Below are 25327 nucleotides of genomic sequence, written 5' to 3'. Positions count from 1 at the left end.
CCGACCCCGGCTTCTTACGATCGCGGGTGCCAGGGGCGCAATTCACAGCGGAAAGCCGCTTCTCGGTCTGCTTACTTCTCGATGATCGCGAGAACGTCGCGGGCCGAGAGGACGAGGTACTCCTCGCCGTTGTACTTGACCTCGGTGCCGCCGTACTTGCTGTACAGCACGATGTCGCCGGTCTTCACGTCGAGCGGCAGGCGCTCGCCGTTCTCGAAGCGCCCCGGGCCCACGGCGAGGACGACGCCCTCCTGGGGCTTCTCCTTCGCGGTGTCCGGAATGACCAGGCCGGAGGCCGTGGTCTGCTCGGCGTCGAGCGGCTGGACCACAATGCGGTCCTCGAGCGGCTTGATGGCAACCTTGGAGCTGGTGGTCGTCACGATCCGGTCTCCCCCTTCGGAGATCTCACGGGGTTAAGAGTCTGAGGTGGCGACCAGGTGGATCCGTCGTCGCGGGTGCCGGACCTGCCCGTCGCTGTTGGCACTCTCCAGTGGTGAGTGCCAGGAGCGAGACTATGACTGCGATTAGCACTCGGTCAAGCGGAGTGCCAGTCGGCTGTGGCGCGGCGCGGTTTTCCGGCGGGTCCGCGGGCTTCTTACAGGTAGCTCTCCAGGCGGGCCACCTTCAGATGCCGGGCCCGGATCCGCGCCAGGAGACGGGTGGTCGTCCTGGTGAGCGAGGGCGCGGCGGCATGGGTGTGGATGATGTCGCCGGGGCGCAGGGGGCCGCGGTCGTCGTGGGCCCGGCCCAGCACGATCGCGTCGATGCCGCAGGCGCCCGCCGCCCGCAGGGTGCCCGCGTCGTAGGCGCCGTAGGGCGGGCTGAGCAGGCGCGGCGCCGTGCCGAAGCGGCCCTTGACGCGGTCCCGCTGGCCGCAGATCTCCGCGTGCTGGGCCACGGGGCCGAGGCCGGGCAGGAAGGGCCGCGTCAGGGTGCGGTTCTGGATACCCGCGCCCAGTGCGCGCAACTCCCCGAAGTGGTCGCGGCCGGGTCCCGGGACGCCGCCGGTGAGGAAGACCGAGACGGGCAGGCGCAGCGCACGGACCAGGCCGGCGAAGCGGGGGTCCGTGCCCGCGCCGTCGTCGAAGACGAGGAAGACGACCCGGTCCCGGGTCGGCACCCGGTCCACGACCCGCGGGACCGCGCCCCGCGCGCGCGGCGGGAAGACGCGGTGGGCGGGGGCGGTGGAGACGACGGCGGCGGCGGCCGTCCTCGACCACGGGCCCGTCCCGGGCGCGCCGGGACGGGCGCCCCGCACCCCGACCGCACCAGCGGCACCGAGTGCGTCGGCGGCCGCGGCTCGGTCCGCCTCCCCGCCGCCCCGGAGCCGATCCCGCCGGGCCTCACCCGCCCCCGCCTCACCCGACCGGTCACCACGGTCCCCACCAACGGCCTCCGGCCCCCACCAGCCACCCGGGGCTCCATCCGCAGCTCTCGCCCCGGCACCCCGCGCTCCACTCGCCGCCCCCGCCCCCGGCCCCCACCGGTCACCCCGGGTCCCGCCCGGCGCTCCTTGTCCCGCCCGCTCGTGCCGGACCTTCTGGGCCGCCTTTCGTCCCATGCGGGCGATCGGGTCGACGGACTGGGCGCAGCCGGTGAGCAGCGCCGCGGCCAGCACGCAGACGGCCGCGTACCGGAGCCCGGCGGCACGCGCCCAGAAGTTCCGGGGGACCGCCGCCCGGGGGCCCGTCCGAGAACGCGGGTTCTCGGGGCTCGCCCGGCCCGCGGCCGCGTAAGGCTCCGCCGACGGGACGCGGGGGGCGGCAGGCCGGTCGCCGGGGCGGGTTCGCGTCACCGTCGGGGCCGTTTCCTCATCTTGTCCCACTAGGCGCATGGCGCCGGATCTTCGCAGCTCAGAGCCGTGACCGGGGGCTGACACCGCCGCCCTGCGCGTACCGTCCACCGACTGGCCCACAATGGACCGGGTGAGCCCACTCTCCACCCCCGCCGACGTCCACGCCCTCCTCACCCCGGAGGGACAGACCCTGCTCGACACGGTCCGCGACCACGATCCGGCCCAGGAGATCGCGCTCGCCACCCGGCTGCGCCGCGATCACCCGGCCGGCCTTGTCTCGGCGGCGCTCGCGCAGGCGCGGCTGCGGCAGCGGGCGGTGGCGAAGTTCGGGGCCGGGGACGCGGCCCGGATGTACTTCACGCCGAACGGGGTCGAACAGGCGACCAGGACCAGCGTCGCCGCCCACCGCGCGCAGTCGCTGCGCGCCCTCGGCGTCGGGTCCGTCGCCGACCTGTGCTGCGGCATCGGCGGCGACGCGATCGCGCTGGCCCGCGCCGGCATCCGGGTGCTCGCCGTCGACCGCGACCCGGGGACCTGCGCGGTCGCGCGGGCCAACGCCGCCGCGCTCGGCCTCGACGGCCTGATCGAGGTGCGGGAGGCGGACGTGACGGAGGTGGACACGGCCGCGTACGACGCCGTCTTCGTCGATCCCGCCCGGCGCTCCGCCAAGCGGGGCCGCATCTTCGACCCCGAGGCCTACTCCCCGCCGCTGTCCTGGGCCGTGGCCACCGCGCTCGCGGCACCGCGCGCCGCGCTGAAGATCGCGCCCGGCATCCCGCACGAGGCGATCCCGCCGGAGGCCGAGGCGGAGTGGATCTCGGACGGCGGTGACGTGAAGGAGGCCGTCCTGTGGTTCGGCACCCAGCCGGGCCGCCGCCGCGCCACCCTGCTGCCGGGCCCGCGGGAGCTGGTCGGGCGGGGCCTCGCGGACCCCGGGGTGCGGCCGGTGGGACGGTACTTGTACGAGCCGGACGGCGCCGTCATCCGCGCGCACCTGGTCGCCGAGGTGGCCGAGCAGGTCGGCGGCGGGCTGATCGACGAAACCATCGCGTACGTCACCGCCGACGCCGCGCGAGCGACTCCCTACGCCGCCGCCTACGAGATCACCGGGCACCTCCCCTTCAGCGTGAAGAAGCTGAAGGCGCTGCTGCGGGAGCGGGAGGTCGGGGTGCTGACCGTGAAGAAGCGCGGATCGGCCGTCGAGCCGGAGGAGTTGCGGCGCAAGGTGATGCCGAAGCCTTACGGGAAGCGGGCGCTGACGGTCTTTCTGACCCGGGTCGCCGGAGCCCCCACGATGCTGCTCGGACAGCCGCTCCCGCGTACCGAGGGCGCCTGAGCCGCCGTCGCGGTCACCGCTCCCGCTCCCCCGTCGGCCCGGACTCCGCCCGGCCCAGCAGCAGCTCCCGCTCGCGCGCGTTCCGCGTCAGGGACGCCGCCCGCGCGTACTCGGCCCGCGCCTCGCCGAGCCGCCCGAGCCGCTCCAGCAGATCCCCGCGCACGCTCGGCAGCACGTGGTAGTCGCGCAGCGCCGGTGCGCCGGCGACCGCGTCGACGATCTCCAGCGCCGCCGCGGGACCGTCCACCATCGAGACGGCCACCGCCCGGTTCACCTCCACGACCGGGGACGGCGCGCGGGCGGCGAGGAGCCCGTACAGGGTGGCGATCTGGGCCCAGTTGGTCTCCTCGTACGTGGTGGCCCGCGCATGGCAGGCGGCGATCGCGGCCTGGAGGACGTAGGGGCCGGGCGGTCCCGACGCCACCGCGTCCGCGCGGGTGAGCGCGGCGAACCCGCGGCGGATCAGCAGGGTGTTCCACCGCCCGCGGTTCTGCGCCCGCAGCAGGACGGGCGCGCCGTCGGCGGTGGTACGGGCGGCGGCCCGGGAGGACTGGAGCTCCAGCAGCGCGGCCAGACCGTGCACTTCGGGCTCCTTGGGCATCAGCGACTGGAGCACCCGGGCGAGGCGCAGGGCGTCCTCGCACAGGCCGGGCCGCAGGTAGTCGTCGCCGGCCGTGGCCGCGTACCCCTCGTTGAAGACGAGGTAGATGACCTCGAGGACGGAGCCGAGCCGGGCTTCTCGGTCGGGGCCCGTGGGCACCTCGAAGGCGACGTTGCGGGTGGCGAGCGCGCGCTTGGCGCGGACGATGCGCTGGGCGACCGTCGGTTCGGGGGTGAGCGTCGCGCGGGCGGTCTCGGCGGTGGTGAGGCCGCCGAGCAGCCGCAGGGTGAGCGCGACGCGGGCCTCGGCGGAGAGCACCGGGTGGCAGCTCATGAAGACCAGCCGCAGGAGGTCGTCGTCGATGTCGTCCGGGTCGGCGACGGCCGGTGCCTCGTAAGCGAACTCCGTGGCCCGGCCCACTTCCTGGAGCTTGCGCGCGTAGTTCTCGCGGCGGCGCACCAGGTCGACGGCGCGGCGCCGGGCGACGGCGGTGAGCCAGCCGCCGGGGCTGTCCGGGACGCCCTGCCGCGGCCACTGTTCCAGGGCCGCGACCAGGGCGTCCTGGGCCAGCTCCTCGGCGATGCCGACGTCGCGCACGATGCGGGTGACGGCGGCGATGATGCGCGGGGCCTCCATGCGGAAGACGGTCTCGATGGCGCGGGTGGCGGTGTCCGGGTGGGCCGTGGCGCGGTGCTCTGTCACAGCCCACCATCAGACACCGGGACGCGGCCCCGGCCAAGGCCCCCGGCCGGGGTCTCAGCCCGCCATGATCTCGCGGACCTCGGAGGTGACGGTCCACTCCGGGCCGTGGACCCGCAGGAACCGCTTGGTCCACTCCAGCGCCTCGGCCTCGTCCTTCGCCTGGATGAGGGCGTAGCCGCCGACGACTTCCTTGGACTCGGTGAAGGGGCCGTCGGTGACGCTGATGGCGCCCTTCTCGTAGTGCACGCGCTTGCCCTGCGCGGACGGGGTGAGACCCGCGGTGTCGAGCAGCACGCCGGCCTTCGTCATCTCCTCCAGGAGTTCGCCCATGCGCTGCATCAGCTCCTCGCCGGGACCCTCGGCGGGGGCGTTCGTCTCGTCGATACGGATCATCGTCAGGTAGCGGGGCATGATCGTCTCCGGCTTTCTCGGCGGGGGCCGGAACCTCGTTCCCGGCCGCTCACCCCTGCGTCGAACGGGCGGCGCGCGGATCGACACAGCGGCACGCATTTCTTGGCAGAAAGTTCCGGCCGCACGTTCCCGCAGGTCAGGCAGGTGCCCCCGGGCGCCCGCACCGCGCTCGACGTCGGCTGCGGCACGGGCCGCTTCGCGCGCCGCCGCAGAGGCGGCGGGCGGTGGCCCGCGCCACCCGCCGCGCGGACGCCGCGAGGGACCCGCATGTGGTGCAGGGCGGCCAGGCAGGTGATGACGTCGTGGGGGGGCACGGACGGCAGCCGTTCGCGACGCTGACCCGCTTCCGCTCCGCCCTCGTGCCGGGCGGCCGCCTGCTCCTCCTCGGCCGCTGCGCCGGGGCCACCCCCAGGGACCTGGCGGCGGCCCCGGCCAACGCGGTGGCCCGCGCCGCGGGACGCGCACGCCGCCGCTCCGGGCCCCGGTGCGGCAGCCCGGGACGACCCCTGGCGCAGGCGCGCGCGGGATCGGCCCGGCTGCTGCCCGGCAGCGACGGGCGCCGGCCGCTGTGCCGGCGCTGCCTGCTGACGTACACGAAGTCCGGCGCGCGGCCTGTTCGGCGCAGCGACTGCCACAGCTTCGCCGCCGCGGGCTCGTCCGCCACCACCCGGTTCCCGTCGGACGGCGCCGGGACCACCGGCATCAGGACGGTCCGCACGGCGTTCCCATTAGTACAGCGGTACACCACGTGCCGGTCGATTCCCGGAAATCTCAGTCAGTTCTCAGCAAGCGCCTCGAAGCGCCACCGGTGCACGGTGCGCGTCACCAACCCGGTGGGCGGCTCCGGAAGTTCGGGCAGCTCGGCGTCGTACGCCGCGTCCCACCAGGTGATCACGAGAACCCGGTCCTGCGGGGCGCGGAGCGTCTCGCGGCGCACCGGCTCCCGCGCCAGGACCTGCGCCCGCACCCAGGCGAGCAGCTCCTCGCCGCGGCCGTCGAGGGCCCGGGCCTCCCACATCAGCGCGACGCTCACGAGTACAGGTTCTCCTTGCTCACCTCGTGCACGTGGTCGTGGTCATGACCATGGTCGTGGCCCGGCACGTGCGGTTCCGTGACCGGCAGCGAGGAGTCCGCGGACAGGTCGAGCGACGAGGGCCGCCGGTTGCGCGCGACCATCTCGGCGCCGAGCGCGGCGACCATCGCGCCGTTGTCCGTGCACAGCTTGGGGCGCGGCACGCGCAGCCGGATCCCGGCCCGCTCGCACCGCTCCTGCGCCAGCGCCCGCAGCCGGGAGTTGGCGGCCACGCCGCCGCCGATCATGAGGTGGTCGACGCCCTCGTCCTTGCAGGCGCGCACGGCCTTGCGGGTCAGCACGTCGACGACCGCCTCCTGGAAGGAGGCCGACACATCACGCACCGGGACGTCCTCGCCCGCCGCCCGCTTCGCCTCGATCCAGCGGGCCACCGAGGTCTTGAGCCCGGAGAAGGAGAAGTCGTACGGCGCGTCGCGCGGCCCGGTCAGACCGCGCGGGAAGGCGATCGCGGCCGGGTCGCCCTCCTTCGCGTACCGGTCGATGACGGGGCCGCCGGGGAAACCCAGGTTCAGCACGCGGGCGATCTTGTCGAACGCCTCGCCCGCCGCGTCGTCGATGGTCGCGCCGAGCGGGCGCACGTCGGAGGTGATGTCGCTGGAGAGCAGCAGCGAGGAGTGGCCGCCGGAGACGAGCAGCGCCATCGTCGGCTCGGGCAGCGCGCCGTGCTCCAGCTGGTCCACGCAGATGTGCGAGGCCAGGTGGTTGACGCCGTAGAGCGGCTTGCCGAGCGCGTACGCGTAGGCCTTCGCGGCGCTCACGCCGACGAGCAGGGCGCCCGCGAGCCCCGGGCCCGCGGTGACGGCGATCCCGTCGAGGTCCCGCGCGGTGACGCCGGCGTCCTTGAGGGCGCGCCGGATCGTCGGGACCATCGCCTCCAGGTGGGCGCGGGAGGCGACCTCGGGGACGACGCCGCCGAAGCGGGCGTGTTCGTCGACGCTGGAGGCGACGGCGTCGGCGAGCAGGGTGGTGCCGCGGACGATGCCGACGCCGGTCTCGTCGCAGGAGGTCTCGATGCCGAGGACGAGGGGTTCGTCAGCCATGGTTCTTCTCTTCAGTTCCTGTGACGGGGGTGCCGGGGACGGGCTCCTGGGCGGTGGTCAGGCGCATCACGAGTGCGTCCACGTTGCCCGGCTGGTAGTAGCCGCGGCGGAAGCCGATCGGTTCGAAGCCGAAGCGTTCGTACAGCTTCTGCGCCCGGGTGTTGTCGACGCGCACCTCCAGCATGACCTCGGCGACTTCGAAGGCCGTGGCGTGCCGGAGCAGTTCGGTGAGCAGCCGGGCGCCGAGCCCGGTGCCCCAGTGGTCGCGGGCGACGGCGATGGTCTGGATGTCGGCGCCGTCCGCGCGGCCGCCGTCGGCGGAGGTCCCGGAGGCGGCGAGCCCGCCGTAGCCGACGAGCCGGTCGTCCTCGTACGCCACGACGTAGCGCCGCGTCGAGCCGGGCCCGCGCGCGTGGGCCAGCTCGGACCAGAACATCCCGCGCGACCAGGCGTCGTCCGGGAAGAGGTCCCTCTCCAGGGCGAGCACGGCGTCAATGTCCCACCAACGCATCTCACGCAGTCCGGCGCTCGTCGTCACTGGGGGGTGACCACCTTGTAGTTCTTGGGCACCTGGGCGTCCGGACGGCGCAGGTAGAGGGGCCGCGGCTCCAGCAGCTCCTCGCCGGCCGCGAGCCGCTCGGCGGCGAGTGCGGCGAGCGCGGCGGCCGCGACGTGCTGCGGGCCGCGCGGGTCGGTGAACGTGCCGGGGTAGAGCAGCGCCCCCGCGCCGACCGCGGGCAGTTCGGTGACGTCCCCGGCGAGGTCGGCGGGCCGGTCGACGGCCGGTTCGGTGAGCCGGGTGCGCCGGTCCGCGTAGCGCGCCCAGTAGACCTCCTTGCGGCGGGCGTCGGTCGCCACCACGAAGGGGCCTTCCACGTCCTCGGCGGCGTAGGCGAGGGCGTCCAGCGTGCACACGCCGTGCACGGGGACGCCGAGCGCGAGCCCGAAGGTGTCGGCGGTCATCAGGCCGACGCGCAGTCCGGTGTAGGGCCCCGGGCCCACGCCGACGACGATCCCGGTGACGGCGTCGAGCCCCGCTCCGGCCTCGGCGAGCACCCGGTCGACAGCGGGCAGCAGCAGCTCCCCGTGGCGGCGGGCGTCGACCTGGCCCGACGCGGCGACGGCGGCGGTGCCGTCGTGCAGGGCGACGGTGACGGCGGGGGTGGCGGTATCCATGGCGAGCAACAGCACGCGAACAGCCTACGGCTCCGGGCGGGCGGACACGTCCCCGCTGCGACAAGCCGGGAGGCCGGGCGGCTGCTGCTACCGTCACGTGGAGCCGTCACTGGCGTCGTACATACGTACTTGAGAGGCAGGCACCTGGTGGCACGGAGCAGCACCGGATTCGTGACCGCGCTGACCGCGGGCGCGCTCGCGGCCGTCGGCTTCCTCGCCTACCAGGCCTCGGCGAACGCACCGGCCGGCCTCGGCGCCGCCAAGCCCGGCGCCTCCCCCTCCGCGTCGTCGTCCCACGCCCCCGCCGCCAAGAAGGACGCGGCGGCGCTGCCCGCGCGGTCCGGCGGCGGCGAGCGCGTGGTCTACGCCCTGGGCGCCGACCGGGTCTGGCTGGTCGGCGCGGACGGCAAGGCGCGGCGCACGTACGAGGTGATGCCCGGGACGGTCGATCCGGCGCCCGGCCAGTACGCGGTCAGCTCGCGCACCGGCTCCGTCCCCGGCACCGACGGGGTGCTGGTCGAGCACGTGGTGCGGTTCACGAACGCGGGCGGGGTGACGATCGGGTTCAGCGCCGCCGTCGACGGCTCGACGCCCTCGCCCGACCCGCAGAAGCGGACCGGCGGCATCCGGGAGGCGCGGGCGGACGGCGCCGCGATGTGGGAGTTCGCGACGCACGGCCGCAAGGTCGTCGTCGTCCCCTGACCTCCGGGTCCCTCAGGCTCCGGCCGGGCCGGTCCCGTCCTCGCGGGGGCGCAGGTCGCGCGGCCCGGCCCCGGCCCCGGCCTGCGCCACGCGTGGCGGGGTCGACACGGCGCGGGCCGCCGCGCAGGACGCGAGCAGCTCCCCCATCGAGGGCCCGGGCACGCCGTCCTGCCCCGAGGACGGCTCCGCGCGCCGCACCACACGTTCCGAAGCCGACATGGGCGCCTCCCGAGCAGGCGTGGTTAGGTAGACCTAACTAAGTCCGGTCCCCATGTGAACACGCCGCACACGCGCCGCGCAACATTTTGCCGACGCGTTGTCGGGATACGGCTCAGCCGGCCAGGGCGGGCAGGTCCGCCCGGCGCCAGCGCTCCCCGATGCCGTGCAGGGTCACCACGCGGACCTCGTCGTCGGTGTCGCCGGTCGCCCGGTCGATGAGCACGTGCAGGCGGTCGTCGGAGAGCTCCTCGACCTTGCCGTCGCCCCACTCCACGACGACGACCGACTCCGGCAGGTCCACGTCGAGGTCGAGGTCCTCCATCTCGTCGAGGCCGCCGCCGAGCCGGTACGCGTCGACGTGCACCAGGGCGGGTCCCTGGCCGAGGGGCGGGTGTACGCGGGCGATGACGAAGGTCGGCGAGGTCACGGCGCCGCGCACGCCGAGCCCCTCGCCGATCCCGCGGGTCAGCGTCGTCTTGCCCGCGCCCAGCTCCCCGGTGAGCATCACGAGGTCGCCGGGGCGCAGCCGCTCGGCGAGGGCGAGGCCGAGCGCGCGCATCCGGTCGGGGGAGCCGACCGTGACGGTGACGGACGTGACCGGGGCGGCGGGGGCCGCCGCGGTCGCGGGGGTGGCGGGGTCAGCCGCCGGGCTGTGCGGTGCTGCCGGTGTCTCCATGGCTCCCCACGGTAGCGGCTGCCGGCAGCGCGCCGGCGCGGACCAGCAGCTCCGCGAGGCGGTCCGTGACCACCTCCGGGTGCTCCAGCATGACCAGGTGCCCGGCGTCCGGCACGAGCACCAGCTCGGCGTCCGGCAGCAGCGCCGCGATCGCCTCGCTGTGCCCGCTCGGCGTCACCAGGTCCTGCTTGCCGGCGAGGACCAGGACGGGCAACCGCCCGAAGGGGGCCAGGGCGGCCGTCTTGTCGTGCTCCTGGAACGCCGGATAGAACTCGGCGACCACGTCGATCGGCGTGCCCTCGATCATCCGCTCGGCGAACCGGGAGATCGCCGGGTCGACGTCCCGGGTCGCGAACGAGTACCGCTTGATGATCCCGGCGAAGAGGTCCGCCGTCGCCCGCCGGCCCCGCTCGACGAGGTCGGCCCGCTGTCCCAGCGCTTTCAGCACGCCGGGCAGCACCCGCCGCACCGCGTTCACCCCGGCCACCGGCAGCCCGTAGTTCACCTCGCCGAGCCGGCCCGAGGACGTGCCGATCAGGGCCACGCCCACGACACGGTCGCGGATCAGCCCGGGGTACCGGTCGGCCAGGGCCATCACGGTCATGCCGCCCATGGAGTGGCCGACCAGCACGATCGGGCCCTCGGGGGCGGCCGCGTCCAGGACCGCCCTGAGGTCCTCGCCGAGCCGGTCGATGGAGACGGGCGTGCCGTCCCCGCCGCGCGGGTTCTGCTCCACGCCGCGCTCGGAGCGGCCGTGGCTGCGCTGGTCCCAGTACACGCAGCGCACGACGCCGCGCAGGGCCGCGCGCTGGAAGTGCCAGGAGTCCTGGTTGAGGCAGTAGCCGTGGCTGAAGACGACGGTGACGGGGGCCGGGGCCCGGCGGGAGCGGCGGCGCCTGCGCGGGCCGCCGTCGCCGTCCCGCTCCCCCTCGTCCGCCCCGGCGACGTCGTCGACCTCGTAGTACAGCTCGGTGCCGTCGGTGGCGCGGGCCCGGCCCGGGACGCCGCGCAGCGCGCCGTAGGGCCCGGCGGCGTCGAGGGCCAGGCGGGCCCTGCGGCGCATCCCCCGCCCCACGGTCAGCCGCTCGACGGCGACCCCGGCGGCGGCGCCCGCCGCCACCACGCCTATCGCGGCGCCGGCGAGACCGGCCCGCCGCCAGCTCCCCGCGGCGGCCTCACCGGCCGCCTCGGCGACCAACGCCGTGGTGGCCTGTGCGCTGCTCTCGCTCACGTGCCGCTCCTCCTGGTCCTGGGACCACGATCCGTTCGCCGCCCCCCGGGCCCTGCCCGGCCCTTCCCGTCTGCCCCGCGGCGCCCGGAGGGCCTACGCCTCCCCGGCAGACGCCTCTTCGTCCTTGTAGACGCGTGGTACCCGGGATCCGATGCGCGTCACGATCTCGTACGCGATCGTCCCCGCCGCGGCCGCCCAGTCCTCGGCGGTCGGCTCGCCCGCGTCGCCGGGGCCGAAGAGCACCGCCTCGTCGCCCGCGGCCGGCTCGTCCCCGCCGAGGTCGACGACGAACTGGTCCATCGCGATCCGTCCCGCGACCGTGCGCCGCTTGCCGCCGATCAGGACGGGGCCCGTGCCGGAGGCGTGCCGCGGGACGCCGTCCGCGTAGCCGAGCGGCACCAGGGCGAGGGTCGTGGCGCCCGGAGTGACGTACTGGTGCCCGTAACTGACGCCGAGTCCGCCCGGCGCGTGCTTCACCAGGGCGAGGCTCGCCTTGAGGGACATGACGGGGCGCAGCCCGAGGTCGGCGGGGGTGCCCAGCTCGGGGCTGGGCGAGATGCCGTACATGGCGATGCCGGGGCGGACCAGGTCGAAGTGGGTCTCGGGGAGGGTGAGCGTGCCCGGCGAGTTCGCGATGTGGCGGACCTCCGGAGTGACGCCCTGCCCCTCGGCGTAGGCGACCATCTCGCGGAAGCGGTCCAGCTGCGCCGTGATGGAGGGGTGACCCGGCTCGTCCGCGCAGGCGAAGTGCGACCACAGGCCGGTGACGGTGACCAGGCCCGCGGCCTGCGCCGCCAGGGCTTCGCGGACCAGCTCGGGCCAGTCGGCAGGCAGGCAGCCGCCGCGCCCGAGGCCGGTGTCCGCCTTCAGCTGGACACGGGCCGTGCGGCCCGCCCCGCGCGCCGCGGCGGTGACCTCCCGCAGCGCCCACAGGCCGCTCACCGACATGTCCAGGTCGGCCTCGACGCCTTCGCGCCAGGGCCCGCCGGGCACCCACAGCCAGCACAGGATGCGTCCGGGCAGGCCGGCGGCGCGCAGCTGGAGAGCCTCCTCGGCGGTGGCGGTGCCGATCCACTCGGCGCCCGCCTCCTTGGCCGCGCGGGCCACCGGGATCATGCCGTGCCCGTACGCGTCCGCCTTCACGACGGCCATGAACGCGGCCCCCGGCGCATGGGCGCGCAGGGACCGCACATTGGCCCGCAGGGCGGCGAGGTCGATCTCGGCGCGGGCGCGGAGCGGGGCTGTCACGTTCTCGTTCATCGTGCGCCCAGTCTCTCAGAGGGGTCCGCCCGGCCCGCAGAGCCGGCAACTCCGTTGCCCGGCCCCACCGAACCTAGGTACCGTAAGCAGAAACCTAGGGCCCCTAGGTAAAGACCAGCACGCAGGGGAGCTGAGGCACCGATGATGGCCAGAGCCGGTCTGACCACGGAGCGCGTGGTCGCCGCCGCCGCCGATCTCGCGGACGCGGTCGGGTTCGAGCACGTCACCGTCGCGGCGCTCGCCCGCGGCTTCGGCGTGAAGGACGCGAGCCTGTACGCGCACGTCAGGAACGTCTCCGCGCTGCGCGAGCAGGTGGCGATCCTGGCCGGTCTCGACCTCGCCGACCGGATCGCGCAGGCGCTGGCGGGCCGGGCGGGCCGCGACGCGCTCGTCGCCTTCGCCGACGCCTACCGCGCCTTCGCGCTGGCCCACCCGGGCCGGTACGCGGCGACCCAGCAGCAGGAACTCGACCCGTCCGTCTACGCCACCCACCCGCGCCTGCGCTCCAACCTCACCTGCACGTACGCGCTGCTCCAGGGGTACGGCCTCGCCGAACCGGAGCTGACCGACGCGGGCCGGCTGCTGCGCAGCACGTTCCACGGCTTCGTCAGCATCGAACTCGCGGGCGGTTTCCGCCACCGGCGGGAGGCGGGGGCGAGCTGGGAGCAGGCCGTACAGGCACTGCACATCGCCCTGGTCAACTGGCCGGGGCAGCCGCCCGGCCGGACCCACGACGCGGGGAGCGCCACATGATCACGGCAGCCCGGCTGCGCGTTCCCGGGGCGACGCTCCACTACGAGACCCGGGGCGCGGGCCCGCCCCTCCTGCTGCTGCCGGGCGCGGGCGGCGACGCGGCGGCCCTCGATCCGGTGGCCGACGCGCTCGCGGACACGTTCACGGTGGTGACGCACGACCCGCGCGGGTACTCCCGCAGCACACTGGCAGGACCGCCCGCCGAGCAGCACGTCACCGTGCACGCGGACGACGCGCTGCGGCTGCTGGACACGGTCGCGCCCGACGTCCCGGCCTACGTGGCCGGCGCGTCCAGCGGCGCGATCGTCACGCTCGACCTGCTGGCCCGCCACCCCGGGCGGCTGCGCGGCGCGCTCGCGCACGAGCCGCCGTCGTGGAGCGTGCTGCCGGACGCGGCCGAGCAGCTGGCCTTCTTCCAGGAGGTCCACGACACGTTCCTGGCCGACGGGTTGCAGGCGGCCGGCGAACGGTTCCTGCGCGGCGTCGGCCCGGTCCTGCTGCCCGTGCCGGCCGCGGACCCACTCCCGCGGCGCACCCGGGAGATGCACGCACGCCTGGCGGTCAACGCACCCCTCGCGCTCCGCCACGAGCACCGCAGCTTCGCCGCGTACGTCCCCGACCTCGACGCCCTCGCGAAGGCCGCGGACCGGCTGACTCTCGCGGCGGGCACGGGCACCCGGGGCCATCTCCCGTACCGTCCGGCGGCCCTCATCGCCGAGCGGCTCGGACTGCCGCTGGCCGCGTTCCCCGGCGCGCACAACGGCTGGTCCACGCACCCCGCGCGGACGGCCGATCTGCTGCGCGCGCACCTCTTGGGGGAGACTCGGTGACATGCGCACTGCCTATGACGTCGAGACCATCCGGGCCGCCGAACGCGCACTGATGGCGCGGCTGCCCGACGGAGCACTGATGCAGCGGGCGGCGGCGGGGCTCGCCGCCGCCTGCGCCGACCTGCTCGGCCGGGTCTACGGGACGCGGGTCGCCCTGCTGACCGGCTCCGGTGACAACGGCGGCGACGCCCTGTACGCGGGCGCCCGGCTGGCCCGGCGCGGCGCGGGCGTCACGGCGCTGCTCCTGGCGCCGGAGCGGACCCATGCGGGGGGCCTCGCGGCGCTGCGGGCGGCGGGTGGCACGGTCCTCGACGCGGACTCCGGCGCGGCCGCGGCGGCCGTGGCCCGGGCCCACCTCGTCCTCGACGGCATCGTGGGCATCGGCGGCAAGGGCGGCCTGCGCCCGCGCGCGGCCGAACTGGCGGCGCTGGCCCGGGAGTCGGGGGCGCGCATCCTCGCCGTGGACCTGCCCAGCGGGGTCGACGCGGACACGGGCGAGGTGCACGGCGACGCGGTACGGGCGCACGCGACGGTCACGTTCGGCACGTACAAGCCGGGGCTGCTGGTGGACCCGGCGCACGCGTACGCGGGGGCGCTGCGCCTGGTGGACATCGGCCTGAAGCCGCCCGCGTCCGGCGGCGCGGGCGCGCTGGAGGCGCTCCAGCACGACGACGTGGCGGCGCTGCTGCCCCGGCCCACCGGCGAGAGCGACAAGTACCGGCGCGGCGTGGTCGGTGTGGTGGCGGGCTCGGAGCGGTACCCGGGGGCGGCGGTCCTGGCCACGGCCGGGGCGCTGCACGGCGGGGCGGGAGCGGTCCGTTACGTGGGTCCGGCGGCGGACGCGGTGCTCGCCCGCTTCCCCGAGGTCCTGGTCTCCGCGGGCCCGCCCGCCGAGGCGGGCCGGGTCCAGGCGTGGGTGATCGGCCCCGGCCTGGGCGAGGACCGGACGGGCATGGCGGACGTGCTCGCCTCCGACGTCCCGGTCCTGATCGACGCGGACGGCCTGCGGCTGGCGGACGCGCGGACGGTACGGGGCCGGGCGGCGCCCACCGTCCTGACCCCGCACGCCGGGGAGGCGGCGGCGCTGCTCGGCTGCGACCGCGCGCGGGTCGAGTCGCGACGGCTGGCGTCGGTACGGGAGCTGGCGGAGCGGTACGGGGCGACGGTCCTCCTCAAGGGCTCCACGACCCTCATCGCCGCGCCCGGGCACCCCGCGGTCCGGGTGAACCCGACGGGTACGCCCTGGCTGGCCACGGCGGGCAGCGGCGATGTCCTGTCGGGCCTGACGGGTTCTTTGCTGGCGGCGGGGCTGGGCGCGGTCGACGCGGCGTCGACCGGGGCGTACCTCCATGGCCTGGCGGCCCGGGAGGCGGCGCGGGGGGCACCGGTCTCGGCGCAGGACGTGGCGGCGGCGGTGCGCCGGGTATGGCAGGAAGTGGCGGGGTCTTAGCGCCGGCCTACCGGTGGGGGCTGGCCGCGCAGTTCCCCGCGCCCCTGGGCAGTTCTCCGGCTTGCCCGCCGTGGGGCTTCTCGCGCAGTTCCCCGCGCCCCTGAGATGCGCACTACGTGCGCCATCTCATCGGCCCCTGCGGCAGCGGCGAAGCCGCAAGCCCCTCAGGGGCGCGAGGAACGGCGCGACCAGCCACGACGGCGCGCAAGCCGAAGAACTGCCCTCAAGGGGCGCGGGGAACGGCGCGAAAAGCCTCACCGGCCGCCAGCCCGAAGAACCCCCTCAGGGGCGCGAGGAACGGCGCGACCAGCCACGACGGCGCGCAAGCCGAAGAACTGCCTTTCAGGGGCGCGGGGAACGGCGCGAAAAGCCCCACCGGCCACCAGCCGAAGAACTCCCTCAGGGGCGCGGGGAACTGCGCGAGGAGCCGGACCCGGCCGCGCTCGACGGGGGCCGCGGCCTAACCCTCGGCCACCACCACCGCGGAAGCGACCCCCGCATCATGGCTGAGCGACACATGAAACGCCGCCACCCCCAACTCGGCGGCCCGCGCAGCAACCGTCCCGGACACCCGCAACCGAGGCCGCCCACTCACCTCCACATACACCTCCGCGTCAAGCCACCGCAGCCCCCCCGGCGCCCCCAGCGCCTTGGCGAGCGCCTCCTTGGCGGCGAACCGGGCGGCCAGAGAGGCGACCCCGCGCCGCTCCCCACCGGGCAGCAGCAGCTCGTCCGGCAGGAACAGCCGCCCGGCCATCCCGGGCGTCCGCTCCAGCGACGCGGCGAACCGCTCGATCTCGGCCACGTCGATCCCGACCCCGATGATGCTCATGCGAGCACCCTACGGCCCGGCCCCGGCCCCGGCGCCCGGCCGGCTCACTCCACCGTCACCGACTTCGCCAGGTTCCGCGGCTGGTCCACCTCGTTGCCGCGGGCCGTCGCCAGTTCGCAGGCGAAGACCTGGAGCGGCACCGTCGCCACCAGCGGCTGGAGCAGCGTCGGGGTGGCCGGGACGCGGACCAGGTGGTCGGCGTAGGGGACGACCGCCTCGTCACCCTCCTCCGCGATCACGATGGTCAGCGCACCGCGCGCCCGGATCTCCTGGATGTTGGAGACCATCTTGTCGTGCAGGACGGACCGGCCCCGGGGCGAGGGGACGACGACGACCACCGGCACGCCCTCCTCGATCAGCGCGATCGGCCCGTGCTTCAGCTCCCCGGCCGCGAACCCCTCGGCGTGCATGTACGCCAGCTCCTTGAGCTTCAGGGCACCCTCCAGGGCCACCGGGTAGCCGACGTGCCGGCCCAGGAAGAGCACCGTGTCCTGGCCGGCCAGGGAGCGGGCCAGCTCCCGTACCGGCTCCATCGTCTCCAGGACCCGTTCGACCTCCTCGCCGATCCGCGCGAGGTCCCGTACGACCGCGAGGATCTCGTCGGCCCACTTGGTGCCGCGGACCTGGCCCAGGTACAACGCCACGAGGTAGCAGGCGACGAGCTGCGTCAGGAACGCCTTCGTCGAGGCGACCGCGATCTCGGGGCCCGCGTGCGTGTACAGCACCGCGTCCGACTCGCGCGGGATCGTGGAACCGTTCGTGTTGCAGATCGCGAGACATGTCGCGCCCTGCTCCCGGGCGTGCCGCAACGCCATCAGGGTGTCCATCGTCTCGCCGGACTGCGAGATCGCGACGACGAGCGAGCGCGCGTCCAGGATCGGGTCCCGGTAGCGGAACTCGCTGGCCAGCTCCACCTCGCACGGGATCCGCGTCCAGTGCTCGATGGCGTACTTGGCGATCAGACCGGCGTGGAAGGCCGTCCCGCACGCCACGATGACGACCTTGTCGACCATCTTCAGGACCTGGTCCGGGATACGCAGCTCGTCCAGCGTGAGCTGGCCCTGCGCGCCGATCCTGCCGAGCAGCGTGTCCGCGACCGCCTTCGGCTGCTCCGCGATCTCCTTGAGCATGAAGTAGTCGTAGCCGCCCTTCTCGGCGGCCGAGGCGTCCCAGTCGACGTGGTAACGGCGCACCTGCGCGGGCCGCCCCTCGAAGTCGGTCACCGTCACCGCGTCCGGGCGCACCTCGACGACCTGGTCCTGGCCCAGCTCGATCGCCGAGCGGGTGTGCTCGATGAAAGCCGCCACGTCCGAGGCGAGGAACGCCTCGCCCTCGCCGACCCCCACCACCAGCGGCGAGTTCCGGCGCGCGCCCACCACCACGTCGGGGACGTCCGCATGCGCCACGACCAGTGTGAACGCGCCTTCGAGCCGCCCGCACACCGCCCGCATCGCCGCCGCCAGGTCCCCCTGGTCCGCGAACTCCTCGGCGAGCAGGTGCGCCACCACCTCGGTGTCCGTCTCCGAGGCCAGGTCGCAGCCGCGCTCGGTCAGTTCGGCGCGCAGGGCGGCGAAGTTCTCGATGATGCCGTTGTGGACCACGGCGATCCGCCCGGCCGCGTCCAGATGTGGATGCGCGTTGCTGTCCGTGGGCCCGCCGTGGGTGGCCCAGCGGGTGTGTCCGATGCCGGTGGAGGCGCTCGGCAGCACCTGGTCCACCAGCGCCTTCTCCAGATTGGCGAGCTTGCCGGCCTTCTTCACGGCGGCCAGCGACCCGTCGGCGACCACGGCCACCCCCGCCGAGTCGTAGCCCCGGTACTCCAGGCGCCGCAGCCCGGCCAGGACGACGTCGAGGGCCGACTGAGAACCTACATATCCCACAATTCCGCACATGTGCGGCAGCCTAGGGTTTGGACCCGCGCCCCCACAGGAGCCGGTCCCGCGCGTCCCGCACGAGAGCGAGGTACTCGGCCTCCTCGCACCGCGGTTTGCTGCCCATCTCGTAGAAGTCGAGGCAGTCGTCGAGGTCCTCGCCGATGTCCTCGTCCGGCAGGTCGAGCGCCAGCTCGCTTCGGACGTGCCCGGCCCAGTCGTCGCCCTCGCGCGCTGCGCCGGTCCGCCGTCGCACGAAGCCGGGTAGGCGGAGTACGGACATGAGGTTCCCTCCCGCCCCAGGGCGCGGCTGCGCCCCACAGGTCTGCGGAACGTACCGCCGTCCTTCACCCGGGGTCCATACCTGTGCGCCGATGGTGAGGGTCACGCGAAAACGTGCGCCCCCTCGTCCGGGTGACGCACCCCACCCCCCGCGCTGTCCACACAGCCGTAACAATGGACTGTGATCTCACCGGTCTCCGAGCCCCTGCACTCGACCTCCCGGAGCGCCCACCGGCACAAGCCGGAGGCGACTCCCTACGTCGACCTCACCCGATCCGAGTGGAGTGCCCTGCGTGACAAGACGCCCCTGCCGCTGACCGCCGACGAGGTGGAGCGGCTGCGCGGTCTCGGTGACGTGATCGACCTCGACGAGGTCCGCGACATCTACCTGCCGCTCTCCCGCCTGCTCAACCTGTACGTGGGCGCCACCGACGGCCTGCGCAGTGCCGTCAACACCTTCCTCGGCGACACCGGCGAGAAGGCCGCCCAGTCCGGCACCCCGTTCGTCATAGGGGTCGCCGGATCGGTGGCGGTCGGCAAGTCCACGGTGGCCCGCCTGCTCCAGGCGCTGCTCTCCCGCTGGCCCGAGCACCCGCGCGTGGAGCGGGTCACCACCGACGGTTTCCTGCTGCCCACCAAGGAGCTCCAGGCCCGCGGCCTGATGGCGCGCAAGGGGTTCCCCGAGTCCTACGACCGCCGCGCGCTCACCCGCTTCGTCGCCGACATCAAGGCCGGCAAGGACGAGGTGACGGCCCCCGTCTACTCGCACCTGATCTACGACATCGTGCCGGACCAGAAGCTGACCGTGCGCCGCCCCGACATCCTCATCGTCGAGGGCATCAACGTGCTCCAGCCCGCCCTGCCCGGCAAGGACGGCCGCACCCGGGTCGGCCTCGCCGACTACTTCGACTTCAGCGTGTACGTGGACGCGCGCGCCGAGGACATCGAGCGCTGGTACCTCAACCGCTTCCGCACGCTGCGCGCCACCGCCTTCCAGGACCCGTCGTCGTACTTCCGCAAGTACACGCAGGTCTCGGAGGAGGAGGCACTGGAGTACGCGCGCACGATCTGGAGCACCATCAACCAGGTCAACCTGCTGGAGAACGTCGCCCCCACGCGCGCCCGCGCCGGCCTCGTCATCCGCAAGGGAGCCGACCACAAGGTGCAGCGGCTGCGCCTGCGCAAGCTCTGAGCGCCGGCTACGTGCGCGGCCCCGCCCGGATCCCTCCGGACGGGGCCGCGCACGTACGAGCGTCCTAGCCCAGCGCCGACTTCACGACGTCGGCCAGGCGCTGCGCCACGGCCCGCGCCTGCTCGATGTCGGCGGCCTCGACCATCACGCGCACCAGCGGCTCGGTGCCGGAGGGGCGCAGCAGCACCCGGCCGGTGGCGCCGAGCTCCCGCTCGGCGTCCTCGACGGCCGAGGTCAGCTCGGCGGAGGTGGTCACCCGGTCCTTGTCCACGTCCGGCACGTTGATCAGGACCTGCGGGAGCCGCTCCATGACGGAGGCCAGCTCCTTCAGGCTGCGGCCCGTCTGCGCGACCCGCGCCGCGAGCAGCAGCCCGGTCAGCGTCCCGTCGCCGGTCGTCGCGTGGTCGAGCACGATGACATGGCCGGACTGCTCGCCGCCCAGCGCGTACCCGTGGCTCTTCATGGCCTCCAGGACGTACCGGTCGCCGACCGCGGTCTGCACGCAGGTGATGCCCTCGCGCTCCATGGCCAGCTTGAAGCCGAGGTTCGACATGACGGTGGCGACCACGGCGTCCGCGCGCAGGGCGCCGCGCTCGCGCATCGCGAGGGCGATGACGGCCATGATCTGGTCGCCGTCCACCTCGGAGCCGGTGTGGTCCACGGCGAGACACCGGTCGGCGTCACCGTCGTGCGCGATACCGAAGTCGGCCCCGTGCTCGACGACGGCGGCCTTCAGCAGGTCGAGGTGGGTCGAGCCGCAGCCGTCGTTGATGTTGAGCCCGTCCGGCTCGGCACCGATCGTGACGACCTCGGCGCCAGCGGCGGCGAACGCCTCGGGCGAGACGCGGGACGCGGCGCCGTGCGCCTCGTCGAGGACGACCTTCAGCCCGTCGAGCCGGTTCGGCAGGACCCCGAGCAGGTGGGCGACGTACTGGTCGAAGCCCTCGTCGTAGGACTTCACGCGGCCGACGCCGGAACCGGTCGGGCGGTCCCACGGAGCGCCGGTGCGGTGCTGCTCGTAGACCTCCTCGATGCGGTCCTCCAGGGCGTCGTCCAGCTTGTGGCCGCCCCGGGCGAGGATCTTGATGCCGTTGTCCGGCATGGCGTTGTGGCTGGCGGAGAGCATCACGCCGAGGTCGGCTCCCAGCGCACCGGTGAGGTACGCCACCGCCGGGGTGGGCAGCACGCCGACGCGCAGCACATCGACACCGGCGCTCGCGAGACCCGCGACGACCGCGGCCTCCAGGAACTCGCCGGAAGCGCGCGGGTCGCGGCCGACGACCGCGACCGGGCGGTGCCCCGCGAAGGTGCCCGCCTCACCGAGTACATGCGCCGCGGCGACGGAGAGGCCGAGCGCCAGCTCGGCCGTCAGATCCGCGTTGGCCACGCCGCGCACGCCGTCGGTGCCGAAGAGTCGTCCCACTTGTTGTCCTCCGAAACTTCACGTCATCCATAAACCGAACGCCCCGGCGGCACGGAACGTGCCGCCGGGGCGAACAGGAAAAGACAAGCAGGCAGCGATTTAGCGCTTGCTGTACTGCGGGGCCTTGCGGGCCTTCTTGAGACCGGCCTTCTTGCGCTCGACCGCGCGGTCGTCACGCTTGAGGTAACCGGCCTTCTTGAGCGCCGGGCGGTTGTTGTCCACGTCCGCCTCGTTCAGCGCGCGGGCCACACCGAGGCGCAGGGCGCCGGCCTGACCCGAGACCCCGCCACCCGAGATGCGGGCGATGACGTCGTAGCGGCCGTCGAGCTCGAGCACCTTGAAGGGCTCGTTGACTTCCTGCTGGTGGACCTTGTTCGGGAAGTAGTCCTCGAGCGTGCGCCCGTTGACCTTCCACTTGCCCGAGCCGGGCACGATGCGAACGCGCGCGATGGCGTTCTTGCGGCGGCCCAGGCCGGCGGCCGGCTGCGGGTCACCGAAGCGGGCCGGGTTGGACTCCGAGGTGTACTCGCCCTCGACGGGCGCGTCCGACTCGGTGGTGTAGCTCTCGACGTCGACGATCTCGGTCTCTTCGACCGGCGTCTCGGCAGTGGTCTCGGCCACGATTCTCCTCAGATTCTGTTCTGTCTTTGGGGGTGTGGCCGGAACTACTGCGCGACCTGGGTGATCTCGAACGGCACCGGCTGCTGGGCAGCGTGCGGGTGCTGGTCGCCCGAGTAGACCTTCAGCTTGGAGAGCATCTGACGGCCCAGGGTGTTCTTGGGGATCATGCCCTTGATGGCCTTCTCGACGGCCTTCTCCGGGTTGTTCGCCAGGAGGTCGTCGTAGCGCACGGAGCGCAGACCGCCCGGGTAGCCGGAGTGGCGGTACGCCATCTTCTGGGTCTTCTTGTTGCCGGACAGGTGAACCTTGTCGGCGTTGATGATGATGACGAAGTCGCCCATGTCCATGTGCGGGGCATAGGTCGGCTTGTGCTTGCCACGGAGGAGGTTCGCGGCAGTGGTGGCCAGACGGCCCAGGACGATGTCCTGCGCGTCGATGACGTGCCACTGGCGAGTCACATCGCCGGGCTTAGGGCTGTACGTACGCACTTAGCAGCCTTCTTCTTCAGTGGATGGGTGCTGAAACGTGGCATCACTGAAGCGATCGTGCAGCTGGGGACGACACTGCCGGGTTCAGCGCCCGTATGCCGCCCACTGGTAACTGCTCCAGGGAACCTGTGCACGGACCCCTCATACGAGAATGAGCGAGCCATACACATAACAACTAGGCAGACTACCCGCGCCGCCCCGGGCGGGTCAAAACGCCTGCCGGTCACGGGCCCGCGGGGGGCGTCTAAGATGCGCCCCATGAGTTACGGGCAGGGGGGACCCCCGTGGGGGTCGGGTGACAGCGGAGGCGCTCCGGACTGGGCGGCACTGGCCGAGGCCGCGGAGGCACGCGCGCGCAAGAAGCGCTGGACGATGATCGGCGGCGCCGTGCTCGCCACGGTCGCGGTCGGCTCGGCGGTCGCCTGGGGCATCGTCTCCGCGAACGGCGACAGCGAAGCCGCGGACAAGCCGGCCGACCGGCTGCCGGGCACGGCGTCCATCCCCAGCGCGGGAAAGACGCCGGGCCCCTCCTTCGCGGAGACCACCGTGGCGCCCCCGCTCGACCCGAACGACTTCATCGACAGTGCGGCCAAGGACAAGGCACCGCTGAGCGCGGACACCCTCTTCCCCGGCGCGACGCTCACGCTCGGCGGCACCACGTACAAGAAGGGCGCGACCGCCCGCACGACGGAGTGCGCGTCCGTGGGCACGAAGGGCCTGGCCGGCGTCCTGAAGAAGAACGGCTGCACCCAGGTCATCCGCGCGACCTACGCCAAGGACGGCGCGGCCGTGACCATCGGCGTCGCGGTCTTCGACACGAAGGCCGCGGCGGTCAGGGCCAAGGACCAGTACGACTTCGACGGAGCGGTGCTCTCGCTGCCCGGCGCCGGGGTGCCCACGTTCTGCCGCACCACGGTCTGCCGCCAGACGGCGAACTCCGTCGGCCGCTACGCCTACTTCACCAACGGCGGCCGCACCAACGGCACGGACGCCACCCCGAAGGACACCGCCATGTACGCCCTCGGCGACGGCCTTCAGGAGTACGCGTTCCAGCAGATCAAGCGGCGCGGCGAGGCCCAGGCCTCAGCGGCGGCCACGGCGGGCCAGGTGTACTGACCCGCAGGGCCGTCACTGTCCCCGGACCCTGACCCGCCGGGCCCGCAGTGTCCGCTCCATCAGCAGCTCGTCGGCGGGGTACGCCACTTCCTCCAGCGTCAGCCCGTGCGGCCGCACCACGTGCACCGCGCTGTCCCGCACCCCCGCGTCGAGCACCTTCCGGGGCCACTCGACGCCCCGGTGCCCGTCCCCGACGAACAGCAGCGCACCCACCATGGACCGCACCTGGTTGTAGCAGAAGGCGTCCGCGCGGACCTCGATCTCGATGACGCCGTCGGTGCGCCGCTCGACCCCGAAGCCGAGGATCTCCCGGATCGTCGTGGCACCCTCGCGCTTCTTCGCGTAGGCGGCGAAGTCGTGCTCCCCCACCAGGGACCTGGCGGCAGTGTCCATCGCCTCGACGTCCAACTCCCAGTCGTGCCACAGCACATGGCCCCGCAGCAGCGGATCCACCCCGCCGGGCCGGTCGCCGACCCGGTAGACGTAGCGCCGCCAGAGCGCGGCGAACCGGGCGTTGAAGGCGGCCGGCGCCTCGGCCACCCGCCAGATCCGCACGTCCTTCGGCAGCCGCCCGGCCAGCCGCTTCAGCAGCTTCTCCCGGTGCTCGTCCCACACCTCGCGCGGCAGATCCACGTGCGCCACCTGCCCGCGCGCGTGCACCCCGGCGTCGGTCCGCCCGGCCACCGTCAGCTCGTACGTCTGCTCGCCGGACCGCGTCACCGTGCGCAGCGCGTCCTCGATCTCCCCCTGGACGGTCCGCCGCCCGCCGGCCTGCCTGGCCCACCCCGAGAAGTCGGCACCGTCGTACGACAGATCGAGCCGCACCCGCACGAACCCGTCGGCTACTTCGTCACTCACCCGTAGATCCTCTCAGCAACACGAAGCGGGCCCGCTCCGTGAAGGAACGGGCCCGCTCAGCAGCGCCCCACAAGGGGCGCGGGGCACTGCGCGACGACTAGGCGTCCTTGGACTCCTCGGCGGCCTCGGCCGGCTTGGCGTCCTCGACGACCTCGGCGGCCGGAGCGGCGGCCTCGGCGTCCTTGGCGGAGCGCTTGGTGGCGGCCTCGGCCTCACCGGTGGCCTGCTGCGCGACCGTCAGGGCCTCGACCAGCTCGATGACGGCCATGGGCGCGTTGTCGCCACGGCGGTTACCGATCTTGGTGATACGGGTGTAACCACCCGGACGGTTCTCGTAGCGGGGGCCGATCTCGGTGAAGAGCGTGTGGACGACGCTCTTGTCCGTGATCACCTGGAGCACCTGACGGCGGTTGTGAAGGTCGCCCTTCTTCGCCTTGGTGACCAGACGCTCCGCGTACGGACGCAGACGGCGGGCCTTGGCCTCCGTCGTCGTGATCTTGCCGTGCTCGAAGAGCGACTTCGCGAGGTTCGCGAGGAGCAGCTTCTCGTGCGCGGCGCTGCCGCCCAGACGGGCACCCTTGGAGGGCTTCGGCATGATGTTTCTCCTTGGTGTCTGCCCCGGCCGTATCAGGTACCGGGGTCAGTGGCCCGCGCCCCACCAGGGGCGCGGGGAACTGCGCGCCCGGCCGAAGCCGGTCCGCAGCCACAATCAATCTAGTACTGCTCGGTCTCCACGAACCCGGCGTCCGCGTCGTCCTCGGCGCCGAAGGCGTCCGCGGCGGCGGTCGGGTCGAACCCGGGAGGCGAGTCCTTCAGGGCGAGGCCCATACCGTGCAGCTTCGCCTTGACCTCGTCGATCGACTTCGCACCGAAGTTACGTATGTCGAGCAGGTCCGCCTCGGAGCGCGCCACCAGTTCACCCACGGAGTGGATGCCCTCGCGCTTGAGGCAGTTGTACGAGCGCACCGTCAGTTCGAGCTCCTCGATGGGGAGCGCGAGATCGGCGGCGAGCGCGGCGTCCGTCGGGGACGGACCCATGTCGATGCCCTCGGCGTCGACGTTCAGTTCGCGCGCGAGACCGAACAGCTCGACCAGCGTCTTGCCCGCGGACGCCATGGCGTCGCGCGGCCGCATGGCCTGCTTGGTCTCCACGTCGACGATCAGCTTGTCGAAGTCGGTGCGCTGCTCGACACGCGTGGCCTCGACCTTGTACGTCACCTTCAGGACCGGCGAGTAGATCGAGTCGACCGGGATGCGCCCGATCTCCTGACCGGCCTGCTTGTTCTGCACGGCGGAGACGTAGCCGCGACCGCGCTCGACGGTCAGCTCCATCTCCAGCTTGCCCTTGCCGTTGAGCGTGGCGAGGACG

28 protein-coding genes and 2 pseudogenes are annotated in these 25327 nt (G+C 73.8%); 7 read left to right on the top strand and 23 right to left on the bottom strand.

The window, feature by feature from the left end; genetic code table 11:
- Positions 1-71 precede the first annotated feature (71 nt).
- The 3 genes and pseudogenes from groES to ABZY33_RS31650 form a co-directional block, all read right to left on the bottom strand.
- Positions 72-380 carry a co-chaperone GroES gene (gene groES, locus ABZY33_RS31660; RefSeq protein WP_003998759.1) on the bottom strand — a complete coding sequence of 103 codons (309 nt, stop codon included), beginning with the start codon at positions 378-380 and terminating at the stop codon, positions 72-74.
- Between the two features lie 215 nt (positions 381-595).
- Positions 596-1258 carry a polysaccharide deacetylase family protein gene (locus tag ABZY33_RS31655; protein ID WP_356495162.1) on the bottom strand — a complete coding sequence of 221 codons (663 nt, stop codon included), beginning with the start codon at positions 1256-1258 and terminating at the stop codon, positions 596-598.
- 276 nt (positions 1259-1534) lie between these two features.
- Positions 1535-1618, bottom strand: a pseudogene (locus ABZY33_RS31650) (polysaccharide deacetylase); the annotation flags it as partial.
- Between the two features lie 298 nt (positions 1619-1916).
- Here ABZY33_RS31650 and ABZY33_RS31645 point away from each other — a divergent pair.
- Entirely contained in the window at positions 1917-3131 is a 1215-nt protein-coding gene (locus tag ABZY33_RS31645; protein WP_356495151.1) for a class I SAM-dependent methyltransferase, read from the top strand.
- A 13-nt stretch (positions 3132-3144) separates the two neighbouring features.
- Here the strand turns inward: ABZY33_RS31645 and ABZY33_RS31640 are convergent, their stop codons facing one another.
- The 7 genes and pseudogenes from ABZY33_RS31640 to tsaB all read right to left on the bottom strand — a co-directional run bounded on the left by ABZY33_RS31640 (position 3145) and on the right by tsaB (position 8169).
- Entirely contained in the window at positions 3145-4368 is a 1224-nt protein-coding gene (locus ABZY33_RS31640) for a DUF6596 domain-containing protein (RefSeq protein ID WP_356495161.1), read from the bottom strand.
- Between the two features lie 120 nt (positions 4369-4488).
- Positions 4489-4845, bottom strand: a complete 357-nt coding sequence (locus tag ABZY33_RS31635; protein ID WP_356495150.1) for a YciI family protein — start codon at positions 4843-4845, stop codon at positions 4489-4491.
- A gap of 619 nt (positions 4846-5464) precedes the next feature.
- A pseudogene (locus tag ABZY33_RS31630) lies at positions 5465-5569 on the bottom strand (LytR family transcriptional regulator); the annotation flags it as partial.
- A 51-nt stretch (positions 5570-5620) separates the two neighbouring features.
- On the bottom strand, positions 5621-5878 hold the full coding sequence (locus tag ABZY33_RS31625; RefSeq protein WP_356495149.1) for a hypothetical protein: 258 nt from the start codon (positions 5876-5878) through the stop codon (positions 5621-5623).
- The gene (gene tsaD / locus ABZY33_RS31620) at positions 5875-6978 is read right to left on the bottom strand and encodes a tRNA (adenosine(37)-N6)-threonylcarbamoyltransferase complex transferase subunit TsaD (RefSeq protein WP_356495148.1); all 1104 of its coding nucleotides are present in this window, start codon (positions 6976-6978) and stop codon (positions 5875-5877) included. Before tsaD ends, ABZY33_RS31625 begins: the two co-directional genes overlap by 4 nt.
- Entirely contained in the window at positions 6971-7489 is a 519-nt protein-coding gene (gene rimI, locus ABZY33_RS31615) for a ribosomal protein S18-alanine N-acetyltransferase (protein ID WP_356495160.1), read from the bottom strand. The genes tsaD and rimI overlap by 8 nt, the downstream gene beginning before the upstream one ends.
- Before the next feature lie 23 nt (positions 7490-7512).
- On the bottom strand, positions 7513-8169 hold the full coding sequence (gene tsaB / locus ABZY33_RS31610; RefSeq protein ID WP_356495147.1) for a tRNA (adenosine(37)-N6)-threonylcarbamoyltransferase complex dimerization subunit type 1 TsaB: 657 nt from the start codon (positions 8167-8169) through the stop codon (positions 7513-7515).
- A 132-nt stretch (positions 8170-8301) separates the two neighbouring features.
- On the opposite strand from tsaB, the gene ABZY33_RS31605 reads away from it, so the two are divergent.
- Positions 8302-8856: a hypothetical protein gene (locus tag ABZY33_RS31605; protein ID WP_356495146.1), complete on the top strand. Its 555-nt coding sequence runs from the start codon at positions 8302-8304 to the stop codon at positions 8854-8856.
- Positions 8857-8868: 12 nt separating this feature from the next.
- On the opposite strand, the gene ABZY33_RS31600 is transcribed toward ABZY33_RS31605, so the two are convergent.
- The 4 genes from ABZY33_RS31600 to alr all read right to left on the bottom strand — a co-directional run bounded on the left by ABZY33_RS31600 (position 8869) and on the right by alr (position 12242).
- A complete protein-coding gene (locus tag ABZY33_RS31600) occupies positions 8869-9075 on the bottom strand; it encodes a hypothetical protein (protein ID WP_356495145.1) in 207 nt (68 codons plus the stop codon).
- A gap of 112 nt (positions 9076-9187) precedes the next feature.
- Positions 9188-9751, bottom strand: coding sequence for a tRNA (adenosine(37)-N6)-threonylcarbamoyltransferase complex ATPase subunit type 1 TsaE (tsaE, locus tag ABZY33_RS31595; RefSeq protein ID WP_356495144.1), 564 nt, complete (start codon positions 9749-9751; stop codon positions 9188-9190).
- Positions 9714-10982: an alpha/beta hydrolase gene (locus tag ABZY33_RS31590; RefSeq protein ID WP_356495143.1), complete on the bottom strand. Its 1269-nt coding sequence runs from the start codon at positions 10980-10982 to the stop codon at positions 9714-9716. Before ABZY33_RS31590 ends, tsaE begins: the two co-directional genes overlap by 38 nt.
- A 93-nt stretch (positions 10983-11075) precedes the next feature.
- The gene (alr, locus tag ABZY33_RS31585) at positions 11076-12242 is read right to left on the bottom strand and encodes an alanine racemase (protein ID WP_356495142.1); all 1167 of its coding nucleotides are present in this window, start codon (positions 12240-12242) and stop codon (positions 11076-11078) included.
- 144 nt (positions 12243-12386) lie between these two features.
- On the opposite strand from alr, the gene ABZY33_RS31580 reads away from it, so the two are divergent.
- From ABZY33_RS31580 to ABZY33_RS31570, 3 genes are read left to right on the top strand one after another with little or no spacing between them, the layout of a single operon-like run.
- Positions 12387-12995, top strand: coding sequence for a TetR-like C-terminal domain-containing protein (locus ABZY33_RS31580; RefSeq protein WP_356495159.1), 609 nt, complete (start codon positions 12387-12389; stop codon positions 12993-12995).
- A complete protein-coding gene (locus ABZY33_RS31575; protein WP_356495141.1) occupies positions 12992-13825 on the top strand; it encodes an alpha/beta fold hydrolase in 834 nt (277 codons plus the stop codon). Before ABZY33_RS31580 ends, ABZY33_RS31575 begins: the two co-directional genes overlap by 4 nt.
- Position 13826: 1 nt before the next feature.
- Positions 13827-15275 (top strand): NAD(P)H-hydrate dehydratase, encoded by a 1449-nt coding sequence (locus tag ABZY33_RS31570; protein WP_356495140.1) that lies wholly within the window; start codon positions 13827-13829, stop codon positions 15273-15275.
- A 460-nt stretch (positions 15276-15735) separates the two neighbouring features.
- Here the strand turns inward: ABZY33_RS31570 and ABZY33_RS31565 are convergent, their stop codons facing one another.
- From ABZY33_RS31565 to ABZY33_RS31555, 3 genes are read right to left on the bottom strand one after another with little or no spacing between them, the layout of a single operon-like run.
- The gene (locus ABZY33_RS31565) at positions 15736-16107 is read right to left on the bottom strand and encodes a holo-ACP synthase (protein WP_356495139.1); all 372 of its coding nucleotides are present in this window, start codon (positions 16105-16107) and stop codon (positions 15736-15738) included.
- A 44-nt stretch (positions 16108-16151) separates the two neighbouring features.
- Positions 16152-17999, bottom strand: coding sequence for a glutamine--fructose-6-phosphate transaminase (isomerizing) (gene glmS, locus ABZY33_RS31560; protein WP_356495138.1), 1848 nt, complete (start codon positions 17997-17999; stop codon positions 16152-16154).
- 10 nt (positions 18000-18009) lie between these two features.
- Positions 18010-18261 carry a hypothetical protein gene (locus tag ABZY33_RS31555; RefSeq protein ID WP_356495137.1) on the bottom strand — a complete coding sequence of 84 codons (252 nt, stop codon included), beginning with the start codon at positions 18259-18261 and terminating at the stop codon, positions 18010-18012.
- Positions 18262-18441: 180 nt separating this feature from the next.
- Here ABZY33_RS31555 and coaA point away from each other — a divergent pair, with 180 nt between their 5' ends.
- Positions 18442-19452, top strand: coding sequence for a type I pantothenate kinase (gene coaA, locus ABZY33_RS31550; RefSeq protein ID WP_356495136.1), 1011 nt, complete (start codon positions 18442-18444; stop codon positions 19450-19452).
- 64 nt (positions 19453-19516) lie between these two features.
- On the opposite strand, the gene glmM is transcribed toward coaA, so the two are convergent.
- The 3 genes from glmM to rplM all read right to left on the bottom strand — a co-directional run bounded on the left by glmM (position 19517) and on the right by rplM (position 21984).
- The gene (gene glmM, locus ABZY33_RS31545; RefSeq protein WP_356495135.1) at positions 19517-20875 is read right to left on the bottom strand and encodes a phosphoglucosamine mutase; all 1359 of its coding nucleotides are present in this window, start codon (positions 20873-20875) and stop codon (positions 19517-19519) included.
- 99 nt (positions 20876-20974) lie between these two features.
- On the bottom strand, positions 20975-21496 hold the full coding sequence (gene rpsI, locus ABZY33_RS31540) for a 30S ribosomal protein S9 (RefSeq protein WP_356495134.1): 522 nt from the start codon (positions 21494-21496) through the stop codon (positions 20975-20977).
- Positions 21497-21540: 44 nt separating this feature from the next.
- Positions 21541-21984, bottom strand: coding sequence for a 50S ribosomal protein L13 (gene rplM, locus ABZY33_RS31535; RefSeq protein WP_324767608.1), 444 nt, complete (start codon positions 21982-21984; stop codon positions 21541-21543).
- Positions 21985-22242: 258 nt separating this feature from the next.
- On the opposite strand from rplM, the gene ABZY33_RS31530 reads away from it, so the two are divergent.
- Positions 22243-23100, top strand: coding sequence for a hypothetical protein (locus ABZY33_RS31530; protein WP_356495133.1), 858 nt, complete (start codon positions 22243-22245; stop codon positions 23098-23100).
- 12 nt (positions 23101-23112) lie between these two features.
- Here ABZY33_RS31530 and truA read toward each other — a convergent pair whose 3' ends face one another.
- From truA to ABZY33_RS31515, 3 genes are all read right to left on the bottom strand, one after another.
- Positions 23113-23958 (bottom strand): tRNA pseudouridine(38-40) synthase TruA, encoded by an 846-nt coding sequence (gene truA / locus ABZY33_RS31525; protein ID WP_356495132.1) that lies wholly within the window; start codon positions 23956-23958, stop codon positions 23113-23115.
- 97 nt (positions 23959-24055) lie between these two features.
- Entirely contained in the window at positions 24056-24553 is a 498-nt protein-coding gene (rplQ, locus tag ABZY33_RS31520; protein ID WP_356495131.1) for a 50S ribosomal protein L17, read from the bottom strand.
- 119 nt (positions 24554-24672) lie between these two features.
- Positions 24673-25327: DNA-directed RNA polymerase subunit alpha (locus ABZY33_RS31515; RefSeq protein WP_356495130.1), on the bottom strand; the 655-nt coding region annotated here is incomplete at its 5' end.

The organism is Streptomyces sp. NPDC006552 (assembly GCF_040611655.1).
Taxonomy (GTDB): domain Bacteria; phylum Actinomycetota; class Actinomycetes; order Streptomycetales; family Streptomycetaceae; genus Streptomyces.
Note: the sequence above shows the minus strand (reverse complement) of the source record. Positions and strands in the feature narration are given on the sequence as shown.